The sequence below is a fragment of the Nostoc sp. FACHB-133 genome, assembly GCF_014698055.1.
GTDB lineage: Bacteria > Cyanobacteriota > Cyanobacteriia > Cyanobacteriales > Nostocaceae > Nostoc.
The window spans coordinates 106,628-124,597 of record NZ_JACJSH010000018.1 but is presented as its reverse complement, the minus strand read 5'-3'; the positions used below and the strand labels follow the sequence as shown (position 1 = coordinate 124,597).

17 protein-coding genes and 1 pseudogene are annotated in these 17,970 nt (G+C 39.0%); 14 read left to right on the top strand and 4 right to left on the bottom strand.

Features of this window, described 5'->3' with window-relative positions; all coding sequences use genetic code 11:
- Positions 1 to 64 precede the first annotated feature (64 nt).
- The 8 genes from H6G86_RS16635 (at position 65) to H6G86_RS16600 (ending at position 5,368) form a co-directional block, all read left to right on the top strand.
- Entirely contained in the window at positions 65 to 325 is a 261-nt protein-coding gene (locus H6G86_RS16635; protein ID WP_179074876.1) for a hypothetical protein, read from the top strand.
- 120 nt (positions 326 to 445) lie between these two features.
- Positions 446 to 712: a hypothetical protein gene (locus H6G86_RS16630; RefSeq protein ID WP_190935233.1), complete on the top strand. Its 267-nt coding sequence runs from the start codon at positions 446 to 448 to the stop codon at positions 710 to 712.
- 120 nt (positions 713 to 832) lie between these two features.
- Positions 833 to 1,099, top strand: a complete 267-nt coding sequence (locus H6G86_RS16625; RefSeq protein WP_190935232.1) for a hypothetical protein — start codon at positions 833 to 835, stop codon at positions 1,097 to 1,099.
- A gap of 120 nt (positions 1,100 to 1,219) precedes the next feature.
- Entirely contained in the window at positions 1,220 to 1,486 is a 267-nt protein-coding gene (locus H6G86_RS16620; protein ID WP_190935231.1) for a hypothetical protein, read from the top strand.
- A 310-nt stretch (positions 1,487 to 1,796) separates the two neighbouring features.
- Positions 1,797 to 2,009 carry a hypothetical protein gene (locus tag H6G86_RS16615; protein WP_190935230.1) on the top strand — a complete coding sequence of 71 codons (213 nt, stop codon included), beginning with the start codon at positions 1,797 to 1,799 and terminating at the stop codon, positions 2,007 to 2,009.
- Between the two features lie 196 nt (positions 2,010 to 2,205).
- Positions 2,206 to 3,387 (top strand): phosphotransferase family protein, encoded by a 1,182-nt coding sequence (locus H6G86_RS16610; protein ID WP_190935229.1) that lies wholly within the window; start codon positions 2,206 to 2,208, stop codon positions 3,385 to 3,387.
- Positions 3,388 to 3,466: 79 nt separating this feature from the next.
- Positions 3,467 to 4,558 carry a T3SS effector HopA1 family protein gene (locus H6G86_RS16605; protein WP_190935228.1) on the top strand — a complete coding sequence of 364 codons (1,092 nt, stop codon included), beginning with the start codon at positions 3,467 to 3,469 and terminating at the stop codon, positions 4,556 to 4,558.
- Positions 4,559 to 4,957: 399 nt separating this feature from the next.
- Complete coding sequence (locus H6G86_RS16600; RefSeq protein WP_190935227.1) at positions 4,958 to 5,368, top strand: 2TM domain-containing protein; 411 nt, start codon at positions 4,958 to 4,960, stop codon at positions 5,366 to 5,368.
- A gap of 389 nt (positions 5,369 to 5,757) precedes the next feature.
- Here the strand turns inward: H6G86_RS16600 and H6G86_RS38705 are convergent.
- Positions 5,758 to 5,847 (bottom strand): annotated as a pseudogene (locus H6G86_RS38705) (TIGR03792 family protein); the annotation flags it as partial.
- Between the two features lie 290 nt (positions 5,848 to 6,137).
- On the opposite strand from H6G86_RS38705, the gene H6G86_RS16595 reads away from it, so the two are divergent.
- Positions 6,138 to 6,461: a phasin family protein gene (locus H6G86_RS16595; protein WP_012409359.1), complete on the top strand. Its 324-nt coding sequence runs from the start codon at positions 6,138 to 6,140 to the stop codon at positions 6,459 to 6,461.
- A 78-nt stretch (positions 6,462 to 6,539) separates the two neighbouring features.
- The gene (locus tag H6G86_RS16590; protein ID WP_190935226.1) at positions 6,540 to 7,061 is read left to right on the top strand and encodes an FKBP-type peptidyl-prolyl cis-trans isomerase; all 522 of its coding nucleotides are present in this window, start codon (positions 6,540 to 6,542) and stop codon (positions 7,059 to 7,061) included.
- A 61-nt stretch (positions 7,062 to 7,122) separates the two neighbouring features.
- Here the strand turns inward: H6G86_RS16590 and dnaB are convergent, their stop codons facing one another.
- The 3 genes from dnaB to gloB all read right to left on the bottom strand — a co-directional run bounded on the left by dnaB (position 7,123) and on the right by gloB (position 11,653).
- Positions 7,123 to 9,954, bottom strand: a complete 2,832-nt coding sequence (gene dnaB / locus H6G86_RS16585; RefSeq protein WP_190935225.1) for a replicative DNA helicase — start codon at positions 9,952 to 9,954, stop codon at positions 7,123 to 7,125.
- Positions 9,955 to 10,117: 163 nt separating this feature from the next.
- Entirely contained in the window at positions 10,118 to 10,576 is a 459-nt protein-coding gene (gene rplI / locus H6G86_RS16580) for a 50S ribosomal protein L9 (RefSeq protein ID WP_012409356.1), read from the bottom strand.
- Between the two features lie 303 nt (positions 10,577 to 10,879).
- A complete protein-coding gene (gene gloB, locus H6G86_RS16575) occupies positions 10,880 to 11,653 on the bottom strand; it encodes a hydroxyacylglutathione hydrolase (RefSeq protein ID WP_190935224.1) in 774 nt (257 codons plus the stop codon).
- Positions 11,654 to 12,059: 406 nt separating this feature from the next.
- On the opposite strand from gloB, the gene H6G86_RS16570 reads away from it, so the two are divergent.
- From H6G86_RS16570 to H6G86_RS16555, 4 genes are all read left to right on the top strand, one after another.
- The gene (locus H6G86_RS16570) at positions 12,060 to 12,902 is read left to right on the top strand and encodes a hypothetical protein (RefSeq protein WP_190935223.1); all 843 of its coding nucleotides are present in this window, start codon (positions 12,060 to 12,062) and stop codon (positions 12,900 to 12,902) included.
- An 18-nt stretch (positions 12,903 to 12,920) separates the two neighbouring features.
- Entirely contained in the window at positions 12,921 to 14,084 is a 1,164-nt protein-coding gene (locus H6G86_RS16565; protein WP_190935222.1) for a glycosyltransferase family 4 protein, read from the top strand.
- A gap of 310 nt (positions 14,085 to 14,394) precedes the next feature.
- Entirely contained in the window at positions 14,395 to 16,716 is a 2,322-nt protein-coding gene (locus tag H6G86_RS16560) for an ABC transporter ATP-binding protein (protein ID WP_190935221.1), read from the top strand.
- Positions 16,709 to 17,932, top strand: a complete 1,224-nt coding sequence (locus H6G86_RS16555; protein ID WP_520449494.1) for a glycosyltransferase — start codon at positions 16,709 to 16,711, stop codon at positions 17,930 to 17,932. The genes H6G86_RS16560 and H6G86_RS16555 overlap by 8 nt, the downstream gene beginning before the upstream one ends.
- Positions 17,933 to 17,970 lie beyond the last annotated feature (38 nt).

The window sequence follows — 17,970 nt, the reverse complement described above, 5'->3', positions numbered from 1 at the left end:
AGCAATACACAGCTTAATCGCTGTCAAATCATCTGAATTGTGACAATTATCTTAGGAGAAAATTATGGCTAGTATCGCTCTTTCACAATTAAATACCACTGGTTCTGAACTGTTCCAAGATTCTGAAAGCTTCCTCAACGACCTAAATAATGTAGATTCTATCACTGTTTATGGTGGTGGTAATGATATTTCCAGTGTTGCCAGTGGTTTAGGCCCACTATTAGCTTACGGTGTTAAGGGACAAGAGTTCGCATTGTTAGGCTTCGGAGCTAGCTTGACTGCACACATCGTCAAGTCCTTCAGCGACGTTGATACTCATTTTTAATTTGTAGTTTACTACTGAGCTACATTGCTCTGTGGAACTTGTTGAATTAGCGATTAAGCAATACACAGCTTAATCGCTGTCAAATCTGCTGAATTGTGACAATTATCTTAGGAGAAAATTATGGCTAGTATCGCTCTTTCACAACTAAATACCACTGGTTCTGAACTGTTCCAAGATTCTGAAAGCTTCCTCAACGACCTGAACAATGTAGATTCTATCACTGTTTATGGTGGTGGTAATGGTGGTGATGTTTCCAGTGTTAGCGAAGGTATAGACCCACTATTAGCTTTCGGTCTTAAGGGACAAGAATTTGCATTGTTAGGCTTCGGAGCTAGCTTGACTGCACACATCGTCAAGTCCTTCAGCGACGTTGATACTCATTTTTAATTTGTAGTTTACTACTGAGCTACATTGCTCTGTGGAACTTGTTGAATTAGCGATTAAGCAATACACAGCTTAATCGCTGTCAAATCTGCTGAATTGTGACAATTATCTTAGGAGAAAATTATGGCTAGTATCGCTCTTTCGCAGCTAAATACCACTGGTTCTGAACTGTTCCAAGATTCTGAAAGCTTCCTCAATGACCTGAACAATGTAGATTCCATTACTATTTATGGTGGTGGTCATGGTGGTGATGTTTCCAGTGTTGCCGAAGGTATAGACCCACTATTAGCTTACGGTATTAAGGGACAAGAATTTGCATTGTTAGCCTTTGGAGCTAGCTTGACTGCACACATCGTCAAGTCCTTCAGCGACGTTGATACTCATTTTTAATTTGTAGTTTACTATTTAGCTACATTGTTCTGTGGAACTTGTTGAATTAGCGATTAAGCTGTGTATTGCTTAATCGCTGCCAAATCATCTGAATTGTGACAATTATCTTAGGAGAAAATTATGGCTAGTATCGCTCTTTCGCAGCTAAATACTACTGGCTCTGAACTGTTCCAAGATTCTGAAAGCTTCCTCAACGACCTGAACAATGTAGATTCCATTACTATTTATGGTGGTGGTCATGGTGGTGATGTTTCCAGTGTTGCCGAAGGTTTAGGCCCACTATTAGCTTACGGTATTAAGGGACAAGAATTTGCATTGTTAGCCTTTGGAGCTAGCTTGACTGCACACATCGTCAAGTCCTTCAGCGACGTTGATACCCATTATTAATTGACTACAGAGCAATGTAGCTCAGTAGAACTTTTGAATTAGCGATTAAGCTGTGTAGTGCTTAATCGCTGTCAAATCTGCTGTAATAAATAGCTTTGAATAAACCGATATGATTAATAATCAGCTTTCTTTATTACCAAAAATAAGGATAGCCTATCGGATTAAGCAATTTACAGCTTCATCAATATCAATCATAGCAGTTGATCAATTTTATTAATTTTTTCCTGACTACGAGTGAGATGATTAAGTAGTTGATGCTTAATTATTCTCATATTGACTAATTGATCAATGTTTTTGGGAATTGAAATCCATGTCAAGAATTACTATTTCTGATCTTCATGCCGATGATTCAGAAGGTTTACTCATAGATATTAGCAACATAGATTACATATCTATATATGCTGGTGCAGATGATGATCTTGCTCAGATGCTTAACTATGGTTTGAAAAATCTTCAATTTGCATTGTTGGCATTTACTATCCATGAAGTTGCAGAGTTAGCAAAATCATTCAATACTCAATAGTGAATCGATTCAAAAAGTGCAAAACTACTGGAGTTGCTTTAAAATTTTATTGATTGATTCGTACATCCGGAAACAATAGGTATTGTATGACAATCTCCACATAGCGATGTAGACATAATAGATGATCAATCTATTAAGAATGTCTTCTAATTACGCAAGATTTTTTAGTTGTTAACTTTGACGATTAACTGAAGCTATGACATCATTCTTATTGAGTTCTCAAAATGCTTTTGATTACCTGATTCTTCAGGGATTATGTACTCAAGATGAAAAGTCTTTAAGCAAAATAGAGCTAAAACCTGCTAAAAACTTTAACTTATTAATCAGCTTACCAGATGAGCGGAAACTCCTAATTAAGCAAGAGCCTTACAAACGAGAGGGAAGGACTGCTGGCGAATTTTTCAAAGAATGGCGAGTTCACAATTTTTTGCAAACTTTCCCAGAACTAACCGACATTCGCTCATATTTTTCGGATGCAGTACATTTTGATCCTGAAAATTCAATCTTTGTTTTCAATTATCTAACTAACTATCGGGATTTGATGGATTTTTATGTGGAAAAGAATTTGAATTTATTTCCCGTAGAGATTGCCAGGGTAGTTGGAACTACTTTAGCATCAGTCCATCGCCTATCTATTGACCGTCAAGACTATCAGGAGTTTTTCCAAATATTCAGCCAAGGAACTCCTAACCTGAATCTTGGCATAGATAGAGTTACCCCGGCAGTTTTTGGCAAGTTGCCCACCGATGGACTAAAATTTTTGTCTCTTTATCAACGTTATGATAGCTTAGGACAGGCGATCGCAGAGTTGAGTAATGCCTTCACTCCCTGTTGTTTAACCCATAACGATCTGAAACTAAACAATATTCTCCTATCTCTGAGTTGGGAAGAAGCTGCTTTTGATGAATCGTCCTCAGATGATAGTCTTATTCGATTAATTGATTGGGAACGTGGCGCTTGGGGAGATCCAGCTAGTGATTTAGGAACACTGATAGCCAGCTATCTACAACTTTGGCTACACAGTATGATTACTAGTAAAACAATGGCGATTCAAGAGTCTTTACGTTTAGCAACAACTCCTCTACATTTGCTGCAACCTTCCATTAGAGAGTTGGTAATTGCTTATCTCTCTGTTTTCCCCGAAATTATAGAACATCGTCCTGATTTTTTACAGAGAGTTATGCAGTTTTGCGGTTTCGCTTTGATTAAATCTATTCAAGCAAAACTCCAGCACGAAAAAACTTTTGGTAATAAGGGTATTTGCATACTCCAGGTTGCTAAGAGTTTATTATGCCGTCCAGAAGCATCGATACCAACAATTTTTGGTGTAGATGCATCAGCCCTCTCTCCCATTAACTTATCTCCCGCTTCAAAATAGATTCCAAGTCAACAAGGGGACGCAAACATTTTTTGTTTGTCTGTCCCTATCTCTCCACATTATTGACAGGCAAGTTTTTATGCAACTATTAGATTCGCTGGGAAATCAACTGTCAGAGATTCCAGAGTTATTGCAGACATCACTAGAAGATATCGCTCATAAGGTTGAAATCCAATCTCACCACTGTATTAGACATCCAGATTTTGGTTCGGTGGAAGTACCAGAATCATTAGTCTCTCACTTTCAGCAATTATCTTTAGATTTTCAAAATAAGTTTTTGAGTTATCAACTACGTAGTTTACTTTACGCCCTCTACTACAACGGCTCATCGAAAAGTCTTTTGTCATCCAATGCAGAAGCAACGAATTTGGCTTTGAATCAAAATCTCGAAAACAATACATTATTTGGCGTAGATATAGCTTTTTACGATCGCTTGGATGAAAATAACAGAGGTGTAGGCTACTGGAGTCATGATTGGCTGGTTATAAAAGAAGACATCGATGGTACTTTGGTAGTGTATAAGAACGATTTAAAGCTGCACATTGAACCCGATAGCTTACAACAAGCGGCTAATATCGGTGACTCGGTATCAATCAAAATGCCTAAGAATCTGGTACAAAACGGATTTTATATGGCAGTTGCTAATGCAGCTATGGCTCGAAATTATCAAACTCTGGTACGTGTCTACTTCAATTTGACTCCTGAAGGCTCAGTTGCAGTCATGAACGATTTGACTAACCAACTCAATGCTATATCCATTGCCTTCTCATTTAAAGCATTGTATAACCCTTCTGAGTATGGGCGTTACGACTCAGCAGTGCTTTATTTTGATAAAAAAGACTATGACCTTGTTCGTCCAGTCTTAGAGAGGGTATATAAAGAAAATCAAGTGCATTTTCAGCAGCAAGTACCTTTATTTACCAAGCTTATAGCACCAGGGTTAGCGATCGCTGAAGAACCAGACCGTAAATTTGGCGACCAAGAAAGTTTTGGTACACATCGATGCCAAATTGTTGCTAATGGTTTGCTTGAGGCTTGGCATCTAGGGAATGATACGCCAGAAGATAAGATAGCAGCAATTCTACGGCATTTCTCATTATGGGAAATTGAATTGCAACGTCCTTACCTCAATGCAAACTCGGATGATATCTACACTTCCTTAAATCTCTGAACTGCCGAATATGATACTCCTAATTTCTGATTGAAAATCATATTTTCGCTCACCTAATTTCAGATTTAAAATAACAAGACTTGGGATTTAAGCATTAACTCTTAATAAGAGGCTTAAGTTCCAAGTCTTCTTAATATATTTAGTTTTATTCCTCTTTTGTCAACACAAAACTATACGTCTTAGGGGAAATTCATGAATTACTTCTACGCGAAAATAAGGGTTTAGGTATTGACAAATACAGTAGCCATAAATCAGTTGTGAGAAAATAATAAGGTTGTGAATGTCACTAAGTATTGGGTGCAAAATGTGGAGACGTTCGCTAACTGAATTGAACGAAGCCTATTGAAAACTTCGTCAAATCGAAAGCGCATTTACACACAAACTTATAAGGTAGTTAAAATGACTTACGATTCAGAAGATGTGCAAAAAATTCTTGAAATAGCACTCACCCGAAAACAGGAAGGTGAATTTTCACGAGAACAGCTTATAGAAATGGCATCTGAGTTAGGCATTTCTTCTGATATTTTGGAAAAAACTGAAAAAAAGTGGTTAGTTCAGCAAGAAGAAGAACGTTCACGACGCACATTTAATACTTTCCGACGCAGAGCTTTTTTGGGGCATTTTGTTTCCTTCCTGGCAGTGAATTTATTCCTCATTCTCTTGAATTTAATCACTAGTCCTGGTTATTTTTGGGCTATTTTCCCAGCATTAGGATGGGGGTTAGGATTATTTTTTCATTGGTGGGGCGTTTATCAGAGTAAATCAGAGGATTACGAGATTGCCTTTCAGAAATGGCGTTCACAAATTTAACTAAAATTCAAGTCGGATTCTGATAATTTTTTGGGGCGATCGCTTTACTAGTCACTGTGACAAAAGTTGAACTACCCTCAACAAGTAGGTGCAAAGCGTCTTCTCGTAGAATCTTGCCCCTATTTGTCTAGTTAATTGGGATGCAATACTGCTCGCTTTGTGCATTTTTAACTCGGAATTGGGTTTGGGGAAAAGGTTAAAGGGTAAAGGTTAAAGGTTTTTTCTTTTCCCTTTCCCTTTTCCCCAAAACCCGACAAGTATTGAATTGGGATGGTGGCTGAATTCACGCTGTACTTCATTAGTGGCTGTGACGGAATTTTACTTACCTTCAAACAAGGGGATTTTGCCCCTTGTTTTGTTTAATTGAGACTGTTCGCCATAACTTATGTAGGATTGTTGAGGTTGATCCAGACCTCTTTACCGAGAAAGCCAGGATATTCAGCCAGCGCTGTTGTTCAAATTTGCGTGTCCTTCTGGATAAAATTTTCCCTTAAGGGACTTGCAAAAAATCAATTATCCCAAATTATTTATAGATTTGTAGGAGCGCAAGGCCTTGCGCCCCTACGACGGGATATTTTTTAACTGGAAGTCCCTAAATGCGGGGCAAGCTCAAACTTGAGTAGTTCTATAATCACACCCTACGATCCTGTGTTTGCTAATTTGCCAAAATAGAGATGTAGGCTAGAAGAACTACGCTTTTCGCATAGCTTCATTGCCTACACTTAGGAGCAAGGGTCAGCTACTTTGACACAAGTAAGAGGAAGGGAATATGGATAACAACAACTGGTTACAACAGCTAATGATGATGGGTCTTGGCACAACGTCTTTAGTAGCAGAAAAACTGCGCCAAGTCAGCGATGACTTGGTTAAAGATGGTAAGCTCAATCCTGAGCAAGCTAAGGCAGTTATAGATGATATTGCCCAGCAGTTAAAGTCGGAGCAAGGAAACTGGGATGTCCAAATGCAACGACAAATGCGAAATATGATGCAAGATTTAGGCGTAGCTCGACAGTCGGAAGTGGACGAACTACGGGGTAGAATTGACCGTTTAGAGCGGCAATTGCGCGATTTGGAAAATAAGCTTTGGCGTTAAGATGTCCTTTCTGATTTAAACTAATTGTGTCCTATTGGTAATCTTTTTGCCAGGATACTTAAGTAAGGAGAACTGATTTTGAAACCAATTTTCCTCAGCGTGGCGTTCATGCTGGTGTGTGTTGTGCTTTTGGCTGTGGGGCAAGTAGGCAGTAAACAGAATACTGCCATTGCTGCTCAGTTAACCCAAACGCCGCCAGCGGCCACAACTGTAACTGAAAACAATATCTTAATTGCGAGTAATACTATGTCTGACGCTAATGCCGTAACTACCCCGTCTGGATTGAAGTATGTGGAGTTAAAAGAGGGGACTGGGGCGACTCCTCAACCAGGACAAACGGTTGAAGTTCACTATGTCGGCACTCTAGAAGATGGTACTAAGTTTGATAGTTCACGCGATCGCGGCCAACCCTTCAGCTTTAAAATTGGCGTAGGACAGGTAATCAAAGGTTGGGATGAGGGAGTTAGCACGATTAAAGTAGGCGGCCGTCGTAAGTTAATCATCCCATCGGAGTTAGGCTATGGCCCTCGTGGTGCTGGTGGCGTGATTCCACCCAATGCAACTCTAATTTTTGATGTGGAATTGCTGGGAGTTAAATAAAGATTGGGGCATGGGGTATTGGCTTTTCCCAATACCCAATCCCCAGTCCCCAATTCAACGGCTAAATTTTTAAATTTTGAAACTTTGTAAACTGTGGATTAAACAAAAGTTTCGCTGTCCCTGTAGGCCCGTTGCGGTGTTTAGCTATAATTACTTCTGCAATGCCGCGATCGGGAGTATCGGGAGAGTAGTATTCATCGCGGTACAGCATGATTACTAAATCCGCGTCTTGTTCAATACTTCCACTTTCTCTCAAATCTGACAACATCGGACGCTTATTGGTGCGTGCTTCCACCCCTCGACTTAACTGAGATAAAGCAATAACTGGTACAGATAATTCCCGCGCTAAACCTTTGAGTTGACGCGTAATTTTTGACAATTCTTGAACTCGATTATCGCCTGCTCCTTCCATCAATTGCAAGTAATCTATTACAATTAATCCTAATTCAGTTCCAACTTCCGCTTGCAGCCTTCTTGCCTGACTACGCATTTGTGTAACTGTAATATTCGGCGTGTCGTCAATATAAATTGGCATCTCGGAAAGGATACCAATAGCACGGCTTAAAGGTTCCCATTGTGTTTGACTGAGGCGACCAGTCCGCAGATAACTACTTTCAATTTGTGCTTCACTGGCTAATAAACGTTGGGTCAATTGCTCTTTGGACATTTCCAAGCTGAAAAAAGCAACTGGTAATTTATAAGAAGCAGCAATATTATGAGCAAGGTTTAAGCAAAAGGCTGTATTGTGTACACAGATATCATTAGCAACAAAATTGTGTGTTTCTGGAATTGTTAAGTCATAAACCTGCTTGTTACCCACTGACTCAATCGCAACTATTTCATCCCAATAAACATCACTGGTTGCTAACTGTTGAAGTGGTAAATTATCTAAAGCTGTAGCTAGTATCCAAAGCCTTTCCCGCTTTAGGGCACGTTTACCAACATGCATATTTGTATAACCTTGAATCCCTGCATGTCTAGCTAAATTACTCCAAGTTTCATTACCTTTTGCTAATGCTATTTGTTCCCAAATCTCTACAGGTATCAAGTCACGATTAGTTTGATATCTTTTTTGAGATATTGCTGCTGCAACTTTTTCTATTGCTTCTTCTTTACTGAAGATACCTATTTCGGCGATAAAAGTTTTAATAGATAAGGCATCAGTAATATCTAATTGCCATACTGGTCTGCGGGTATTTTTATACTTAACAGACCGTTTTTTCAGAGATGCAATAATACCAAATCGTAATAAAAGATGTTGAATTTGTCTGGCTAGTTTTTCGCTGACTGTTGCATAGCCTAACTGTGATTGACCGCTAGTAAGCAGTGCAGCCCATCCATCAGTAGCAAAGAGACGATTAAGGAATAAGGCTATTTGCGATCGCTCTAACTTAAAAATGATGTTTGGTATAGTTTTAGAATGAGCATCTTTGCCCCACAAACCTAATTCTTCTAACCAAAGCGTTAGCGAATTCTTCCGAGATTTGCTCATGCAGGCAAATCCATGAGATACAAACTCTTCTGATTCTAATTGTAAAATTTCGCATAATAGCTCAAAAGTTTCTAAATTTGGTACACATACTCCTTGCTTCCAAGCGCAAAGTAAAGTAGGGCTGACTCCAACTAATTGGCTTATTTCTTTTCCTGTCAATGACTGAGATTGAATCGCTAGTTTAAAACTTTCGGCAAAAATCTGTCTTTGAATAGCAATAGATTCCAAGTCTTCACGTACACAAAGTGATGGTGTGCGTGTTCCTTGGGAATCTTGCCAGCGAATTTTTAAACCAACAAAATCAGCAACTGCTTGAGAAAATTCTGCTTGCAGTAATGAATTACCATTTGTAAATCGTGGAGTGCAGTTAGTTAATCCGCCATCGCCAATTAAATAAGCTAATAATTTGACTTCGCACTCGCGCATAGAATGTGAGCCAAACACATCTATTTTTCGCGGGATAGCGATTTTATCACCAACTTTTAGATTTTCTAGTTTTTGCCAGCCTTTAATAGTCAAATACGGGTGGGTGATTGTAGTTTCAATAGACCTACCTAAGCGAGTTGTTACCCGAAAAACTGGTTTGATACCATCATCTACAAATGCACAGGGTTGAGTAAAGGTAAATTTCCAGTCATTATTTAACGTCAATAATGAACCATGACGTTGTTTATATAATTCTTCAATTGTGGTAATTGTTCCATCTGCCAAAACTATTTCTGAATCATAGCTAAGGCATTTTCCCATTGATGGGCGGCCCGCGACAATAATCAAATCAGAACGCTGAAAGCCACTGGTCATGGCATCTAAATCGTAAAATCCGCAGGGAACACCAGGTAAGGCGATGCCTTGATTTCGATCCTCAATATCCTGGAAATTATTAATTAGAGTATCAGAAATGTGAACTAAACCCGATTGGGGACGTTCTTGAGTTACGCCGAATACTTTCTGTTCTGCCTGATCTAAAACAGTTGGTAACTCAGTTTCTGTCTCGTAACCAAGATGTACAATTTCATTGCCAGCTTTAATTAACTGTCGCCGCAGGTATTTTTCCATCACCAACCCTGCGAGGGCATCGATGTTCACGGCTGACACTGTGCGGTCTACCAGAGTTGCTAATTTATTTCTGCCGCCTATGCGGGTAAGCATCTCATGGTCAGTCAGCCAACTTGTGACTGAAAGCAAATCTGTGGGTTTACCTTGGGTGTGGAGCCTCACAGCTGCCTGATAAATATCTTTATGGGCGCTAATGTAAAAAGCTTCGGGAAGGAGGCGATCGCTAACTCGACTAATCGCTTCTGGATCTAGCAAAATACCCCCCAAAATCGCTTCTTCGGCCTCAATATTTTGTGGGGGGAGGCGATCGCTACCATCACCTTTAAAATTCAGTTCTTCAGCCATAAACGATTTTAGTTTTGACGATTTTGCTAGCCGGGAGTATGGGAGTCATGCAATTTTAGATTTTAGATTTTAGATTTTTTCTTCAATCAAAAATCCAAAATTCCAAATCTAAAATTGGCAGAGTTAGGAATTATTACCCCTGCTCCCTCGTCCCCTTTCTGAGTTAACTAGCGACGACTTGAATATCGACTTGTGCCGCTACATCAGAATACAGCTTGATTTCAGCTTGGTAAGTACCAAGGTGGTTAATATCAGGGATGGTAATTCCACGCCGATCCACTTCTTGACCGGTGGCTGCCTTAATTGCATCTGCAACATCTTGGGTGGTGATAGTACCGAAAATTGCTTCGTTTTCACCAACTTGCTTGGCAATTGTCAAGCTACCAACTTTTTCAAGAGATTCTTTTTGCTCAAGAGCTTGTTGTCTGAGTTCTAATTGCCGTTGACGCTCTTGCTCACGACGGCGTTCTACTTGCTTGAGAATACCAGGAGTGGCATTAGTTGCCAATTTCTGGGGAATCAGATAATTACGAGCGTAGCCGGGAGCTACTTCCACTAAGTCGCCAGATTTCCCCAGCTTGCTGATATCTTGATTTAAAACTAACTGTACGCGTTTCGCCATCGTTTTTCCTGTAAAATCTGATTAATTTGGGTAAGGCTTGATAGCTCACAATGTCACTGCTGTATTCCAAGCTTCTTTGCCTACACCCTAAAGCTTACAGATCGTAGCGAAAGGAAGGGTGCGATCGCAACTATTCCCACTAAAAAGTTGAAGGGATTGGGAATGGAGAATGGGGAAGAAGCAAGGGAACAGGGGGCAGGGAGCAGGGGAGCAGGGGGCAGGGGGAGACAAGGGGGACAAGGAAAATGAAAATAACAATTCCCAATTCCCAATTCCCAATTCTCAATTCCCCATTCCCAATCCTTAAAAGTTATTTTTCATTTCCCGTATCAGCGCAAAGGTTTGCACTCCATCGCTACTCTTAACAGTTGATTGTAATGATGGCTGATCCCAACGTAAAAATGGATTGGTGTGCTTCTCCACTCCCAGCAGTGACGGGATGGTAGCTTCTCCTCGACTACGGTAAGCTTTTACTTCGTTGAAGCGTCTTTGTAAGTCAGCGTTGTCGCCATCCACAGTTAAGGCAAATTGCAGATTTTTTAAGGTGTATTCGTGGGCACACCAGATATGTGTATTATCAGGTAGAGAACGCAGTTTGCTTAAAGAATCTACCATTTGGGTCGGTGTTCCTTCAAATAAACGACCGCAACCGCCGGAAAATAGGGTATCACCACAAAATAAATCGCCTGTCTCACTAGCTTCTTGGGGTGGAAAGTAGTAAGCGATGTGAGCGCGGGTATGTCCAGGAACGAAGATAACTTCAGCTATGCGGTCTGAAAACTCGACGCGATCGCCTTGTTGCAAAAATACCTGTTGTCCCGGAATTCTACCACGATCCTCGGCTCCTCCATAAACTATCAGTTGGGGAAATTTTTCGATTAATTGCTTATTACCACCCACATGATCGTTATGGTGGTGCGTATTAAAAATTGCTACCAACTCAGCTTTTAACTCTGCCAGTTTCTTTAATACTGGTTGAGCCTCTGCTGGATCGACAACAGCCGCGATATTGTGTTTGTCGTCATGTAACAAGAATATGTAGTTGTCTGAGAGTGCTTCCAGACGGATTACCTGCATTACCTCTGCTCCCTTACAACATAAATGTTTGGTATTGAGTAGCAATCCTAGATTCCAGTGAATAATAGTGCTACATTCACAAGCTATATCAAGTGTTTATACTTTGTTTATTATAGCTGTAGTGCAATATTACCTATGATATTATACTTCTGTGTTTACACAGTAATTTTACTTAAATAAAGTAAAATTTAGATGAATTTATCAGTGAATTTTCTCTGGGAATAGTTATAAATATAAAGTTAAATTTATTTTAATATTTTTTACTTAAACATAATCAATATTCAAATTCATATTTTGCTGATCTCTACTCTATCGAATTTTGACTATAACTCAAACTAGAGTAAGATTTTATGACAATAAATACCTATCTAATTTTCAAAGTCAACAAAAATTATTCATTTGATTTATGTCAACACCAACTAAAGGTTTTATTACAATTCTAACTGGGCTTTATTCGTTTCAAGATTGTATTCATTTTTTAGCAGCAGTCAGAAAGTTTCATCAAGAGCCAATTATTATTTTAATTGACCAAGTTCCAATAGTTCTTTATCCCTTGCTAAAAGCATTCAAAAATATAATTTTAAAACCAGCACCTGCAAACGAAAATACTGTTTTAGCATCGCGGCAAGCAAAATTGGCTCTCTATGAAGCTTCTGAGTTTGATAAAACGATTTATCTAGATTCCGATATTTGTTTACTTACAAATATCAATGACGTATTTGACTATTTAGATGAATATGAGTTTTTACTAACCGAAGATGTACAACCTTCTATTCTTAAGGCTACAAACTTATTACGTGGTAAACAAGAAGACCTTTTGCCAAACGTTTTGCCAATTTTGCAATCGGTAGGATTGCCATTAAAAGCAGATAGTGTGCAGTATAATGGCGGTTTTATGGCTTTTCGAAAAACAGAAGTAACCAAGATATTTTTTGACGAATTTAAACGTTATTTTGAGATTGTCAAAAATAATCAAGATAAATTACTTTTAAAAGACCAAGGGGCTTTTGCTTCTGCGATCGCATCTGTACAACCTCATAAGAAAATCTTACCACCAACCTATAATTATCTCAGCAAGTGGCAGGATGCTTATGATATTCAGGATACAATTAAAGTTCTTCACTGTACTTATCCTTATCGGCCTCAATATGCTAAAGATATTAGTCGTTCCTTATATACAAGGGTTTTTGACAGATTCGCTAAAGTATTTTTACCGAATCAAGTTACAAATCCTTGGCGTATTAAATAAAAATTAAGTATAAAAACAGTGAAAAATTTTTCCAAGATATCGCTGTTGGTTTCAGATTTATCAAGTGCAGCTATTTTGCGTGCATACTTGATCGCAACAGCCCTAAGAAACTTAGAATATGAAGTTGAAATCATGGGGTTTTTATTTGGAAATAACTTATATCGAAATTTGCCATCAGAATTAAACGTTTATAATTTGCCGGGTAAAAATTTTCCCGATTTTTTCGGAGAAATTAACAAATTTTTACCAAAAATTAATGGGGATATAATTTATGCAATCAAACCACAAATAGCGAGTTTTGGAGTTGCCTTATTAAAGAAAATATTTAGCCAAAAAGCATTAATTTTAGACATAGATGATTGGGAACTGAGTTGGTATGGTGGCGATGACTGGCATTATCATTTCACACCCAAACAATTAGCCAGAGACTTGTTGAAATCAGACGGCGCACTCAGGAATCCTTATCATCCTTTGTACGTGAAATGGATGGAAGGTTTGGTAAGTAGCGCTGATGCGGTGACGGTGCATACTCAATTTTTGCAGCAGCGTTTTGGGGGTACATTTGTTCCCAATGGTAAGGATACTGCTTTATTTGATCCTGCTCGATATGATGCTGAGTCCAGCAGAAATCGTTATGGTTTATCTGAATATCGTATTTTAATGTTTCCTGGTGCGCCAAGACCCTACAAAGGTCTAGAAGATGTTCTTATAGCGCTCGATAAAATCAATCAACCAGACTTAAGACTAGTGATTGTAGGTGGCAGTCCTTATGATGATTACGATCAGCAACTTCAACAAAAGTGGGGACGCTGGATTATCAAATTACCAAAGTATCCAGCGGATGTGATGCCTGACTTAGTAGCAGCAGCTCACATTGTAGTTGTTCCCCAACGAGATACCCCAGAAACTCGCGCTCAATTTCCCCTGAAGTTGACAGATGGAATGGCAATGGCTAAACCTGTATTATCAACGCGTGTTGGAGATATTCCCAAAATATTAGGTGATACTGGTTATTTAGTCGAGCCTGCTTGTCCTGAACAGATTGCTGAACAGATTCAATGGATTTTTCAGAATTTAGAGTCAGCAAACCAGCAAGGTATCAATGCAAGAAAAAGATGTGTAGAACAATATAGTATAGAGGCTATGGCTTCGGTGTTAAAGTCGGTAATTTCACGGTTGTAAATATTAATATGGAAGGAAGCGTAAATTGAAGAAAGTGGGAGGTAGAGGAACTTTTCAGTTGGGGGTTCAATCTGGGATAAATTGAGATCACGCAAAAGTTGTGAGGACTCAAACCACAAGCTCATTTTGATGGCGGCAGGAAAAAATCGCTTTTGTAATCTTCCCTTGTGATAGGGCAATATTCTTCCAGCAATAACTGCCTCTTTTATTTGAATATTGAAAATTATTTAGTTTGTCTATTTGATATTAGCAAGTTTGGCAACTAATTCTTGAATAATATTAATAATTGAAAATTGCATAGAAATACCCAATGTCTACCAGAAAACTGCTATTACGATTCGCTAGACCCTATCCAGGTTTGATTCTGCTGACAATATTGTTAGGATTTTCTGGAGCTTTATTTAATGGGATTAGCACCGCTTTAATTGTGCCAGTAGTTTTAAAAATCGTGGGGCAAGAAGTAGATTTAAGTACTGCTCCTCCTATTCTAAAAACGATGATATCTCCATTTGATAATACTCCAGAACCTTACCGGATAGGAGTAATGGCTGGGGCGATTATCTTCACAATTATTTTAAAGAATTTAGCTACTTATGCCAGTTCCTTAGCATCGAGTTCTTTAACCCGAAAGCTAACATCAGATATGCGCGAAACTGGGTTAAAGCTATTACTAGAAATTGATATAGATTATTATGCCAAAACTAAGGTTGGTGATTTAATCAACCGTCTTGGTGGAGAAATTGGTCGGTCTGCAAGTTCTATAGGTAGTATCGTCAGGATAGTTATCCTGGCAATCACAGTTTTAGTTTTTGTTAGTTTGTTGCTGTCAATTTCTTGGCAGTTGACAATTGCTGCTACACTTTTGTTATCGTTGGTGACGTTAGTAAATCAGTATGCCATTTCCCGGTCGAGAAACTTTGGGAAGCAGCTAAGTGAGATGTCTAGAGCATATTCAGTCTCTGTACTGGAAACTCTGAACGGAATTCGATTGGTAAAATCGACGGGAAATGAAGAAAAAGAATATCAACGGATTAAAAAACTAATTCGCGATCGCGAGTTAGCAGATTTCCAATCTCAAGTTAATTCGGAAGCCATTACACCTCTAAGTGAGGTAATGGGTATTACAGCTTTACTGCTGATTGTACTTTTGAGCAAAACCTTCTTTGCTCAACAGGTTTCTTCTCTTTCTACTGTACTCCTGACATATTTATTAGTGCTGCTGCGAGTGCTGCCATTGATTTCTCAGTTAAATACTATTCGTAGCAACTTTGCTAGTACCGCAGCTAGTGTGGATGTGACGAATGAGTTTTTAAGCTTGCACGATAAGCCGTTCATGGAGAAAGGTAAGATTCCCTACACAAAATTAGAAGAGGGAGTATCTTTTAATTCTCTTTGCTTTGCCTACCCTGGTCATGAAAAGTTGGTACTCAAAGATGTAAATTTATATTTACCGCGTGGTACGACCTTAGCATTGGTAGGCGGTTCTGGGGCTGGTAAATCTACTTTGGCAGACCTTTTACCCAGATTTTATGACCCGATCGCTGGCAGTATTACCATTGATGGCACCGATTTGCGGGAGTTCGAGCTAGTATCCCTACGGAAGCGGATGGGGATTGTCAGTCAAGATACCTTTCTTTTTAATGACTCGGTGCGAAATAACATCGCTTATGGGCGAGCAGAGGCTACTGACGATGAGATTTTGACAGCAGCAAAGCGGGCAAATGCTTACGAGTTTATTAGCAAATTGCCTCAAGGATTTGACACCCTAATTGGCGATCGCGGCGTAATGTTGTCTGGTGGACAAAGGCAAAGATTAGCGATCGCCCGCGCCCTCCTCCAAAATCCCGAAATTCTGATTTTAGATGAGGCCACCAGCGCTTTAGATACGGTTTCCGAACGATTAGTGCAAGCTGCACTTGACGATCTTAGTCGCGATCGCACCACCCTAGTAATTGCTCACCGCCTTTCTACAGTCCAAAAAGCCGATCAAATAGCTGTGTTAGATCAAGGACAGGTGGTAGAAATAGGAACCCATGAAGAACTTTTGCAAAAAGGTGCTTATTATTCACGCTTGTACTCTATGCAATTTAGCGATCGCCCTAATAAAAATTTGATTCAGACAAAAATTATTAAGGCAATGCGCCTAAACTCAAAGAAATTTGTTGATCGTCCCGAAGCCGCTACTAAACACAATCAAAGCTTGCTCCGTATCTCTCACGAAATTCGGACACAGTTGAACTCAATGATTGGATTACTGCGCTTATTGCTTGATGAACTGGGAGACGATTCTCAAGAACGGCACAAATTAATTGAAGACTCTTACAAATCAGCCTGGAGAATTCTCAACACCATTGATATTTTTGAGGATGTGATGAACTTACAAATAAGGGGGCAGATTCTCTCAATTTCTGACCAAAATCAAAATATCATAAGCGACTATTATCAAAGCTTTAATCATCTCTCCGTTGAATTTAGGACTTCTCTTAATCTCATACTTAGCTCTCTCCGCTCTCTAGCAGATAATTTGATAGATACTCCTCAAGAGCCAAACGAATTAGTTAGTGAAACTTATGAATCTGCTATATGTCTTCTGAATAATTTAGAAAAATTTGAGGATAGTATTAATGTCTAAAAGCATGGAAAATAATACTTTAAAAAAACACTACATTTTTTTCATTGGTGAAGAATTACCCCAGCCGGAGGCTCACCTAGTACAGTCTACAAATGCAGCTAATGCTGCCGCTAACTTGGGATACTCAACAGTTTTGGTATACCCTGAAAAAGGAGCGAAAACTAATAATTTAATTAATTTATTCCGTCCTTTTCAACCGAGAAAAACACCAACAGAACTTATTGAATATTACAATCTTCATGACAAATTAAAAGTCGCTCCATTACCGATGCCTTGGCCGATTGACCATTTTTCGAGCAAATTTACTGACTCCAACACTATTGCAAGCAAGTACTATTTACCATTTCATATACTTCCAACTACTAAACTTGTCCATAGTCGCAACTGGAATTTTGTCAAAGCTGCCATCAAAAATGGCATTCCGGCAATTTATGAACACCACCACCATGAAGAGAAACCATTTGAGCAAGAAATTGTTAGAAATCCACTGTTACAAATAGCTGTCACCGTTGTAGAAACAATCCGTGAAAGCATGATTAAAAATGGAATGCCGCCAGAAAAAGTAATTAAGCTGCACAATGGTTTCAATCGCTTGTTTATGCAGAGACAACCAGAAAAAGCCGCAGAATGGCGACAAAAACTATTGCAAGATGAAAACCAAAAATTAGTAGTTTATGCGGGAGCGTTACAGCAATTTAAAGGTATTGATGTACTAATTGATGTGGCTAATGAAATGCCTAATGTGCAATTTGCCTGTGCAGGTGGCAAGCCAGCAGAAGTAGAATATTATCAGCAATTGGTAAAAGAAAAACAGGTTAATAATATTCAGTTTTTGGGCTATGTCTTGCATAATGAGCTAGCATCTTTGCTGCAAGCAGCAGATGTTTTAGCTCACCCTCATTGTTCCGGAAAAGCCGCAACTTTCACATCTCCTTTAAAGCTGTTTGACTACTTCGCCTCTGGAACTCCCATTGTCTCGACGGAAATTCCTTCATTAGTTGAGTTTCAAGATACAAAAGCGATCGCTGCTTGGTGTGAACCAGATAACCCGAGCAAATTTGCCGAAAGTCTGAAGCAGGTTTTAGAAACTTATCCTAGAAAAATAGAAGGTTATCCAGATAGTATCGAATTTGTCCAGCAGTTTTCTTGGGAAAATCGAGCCGCAAAAATCCTTAGTTATGTTGATGAATCTTTACTTCCTCAACTTATCGTATAAGGAAAAATAACTAATGACAAATGACAAATGACTAATAA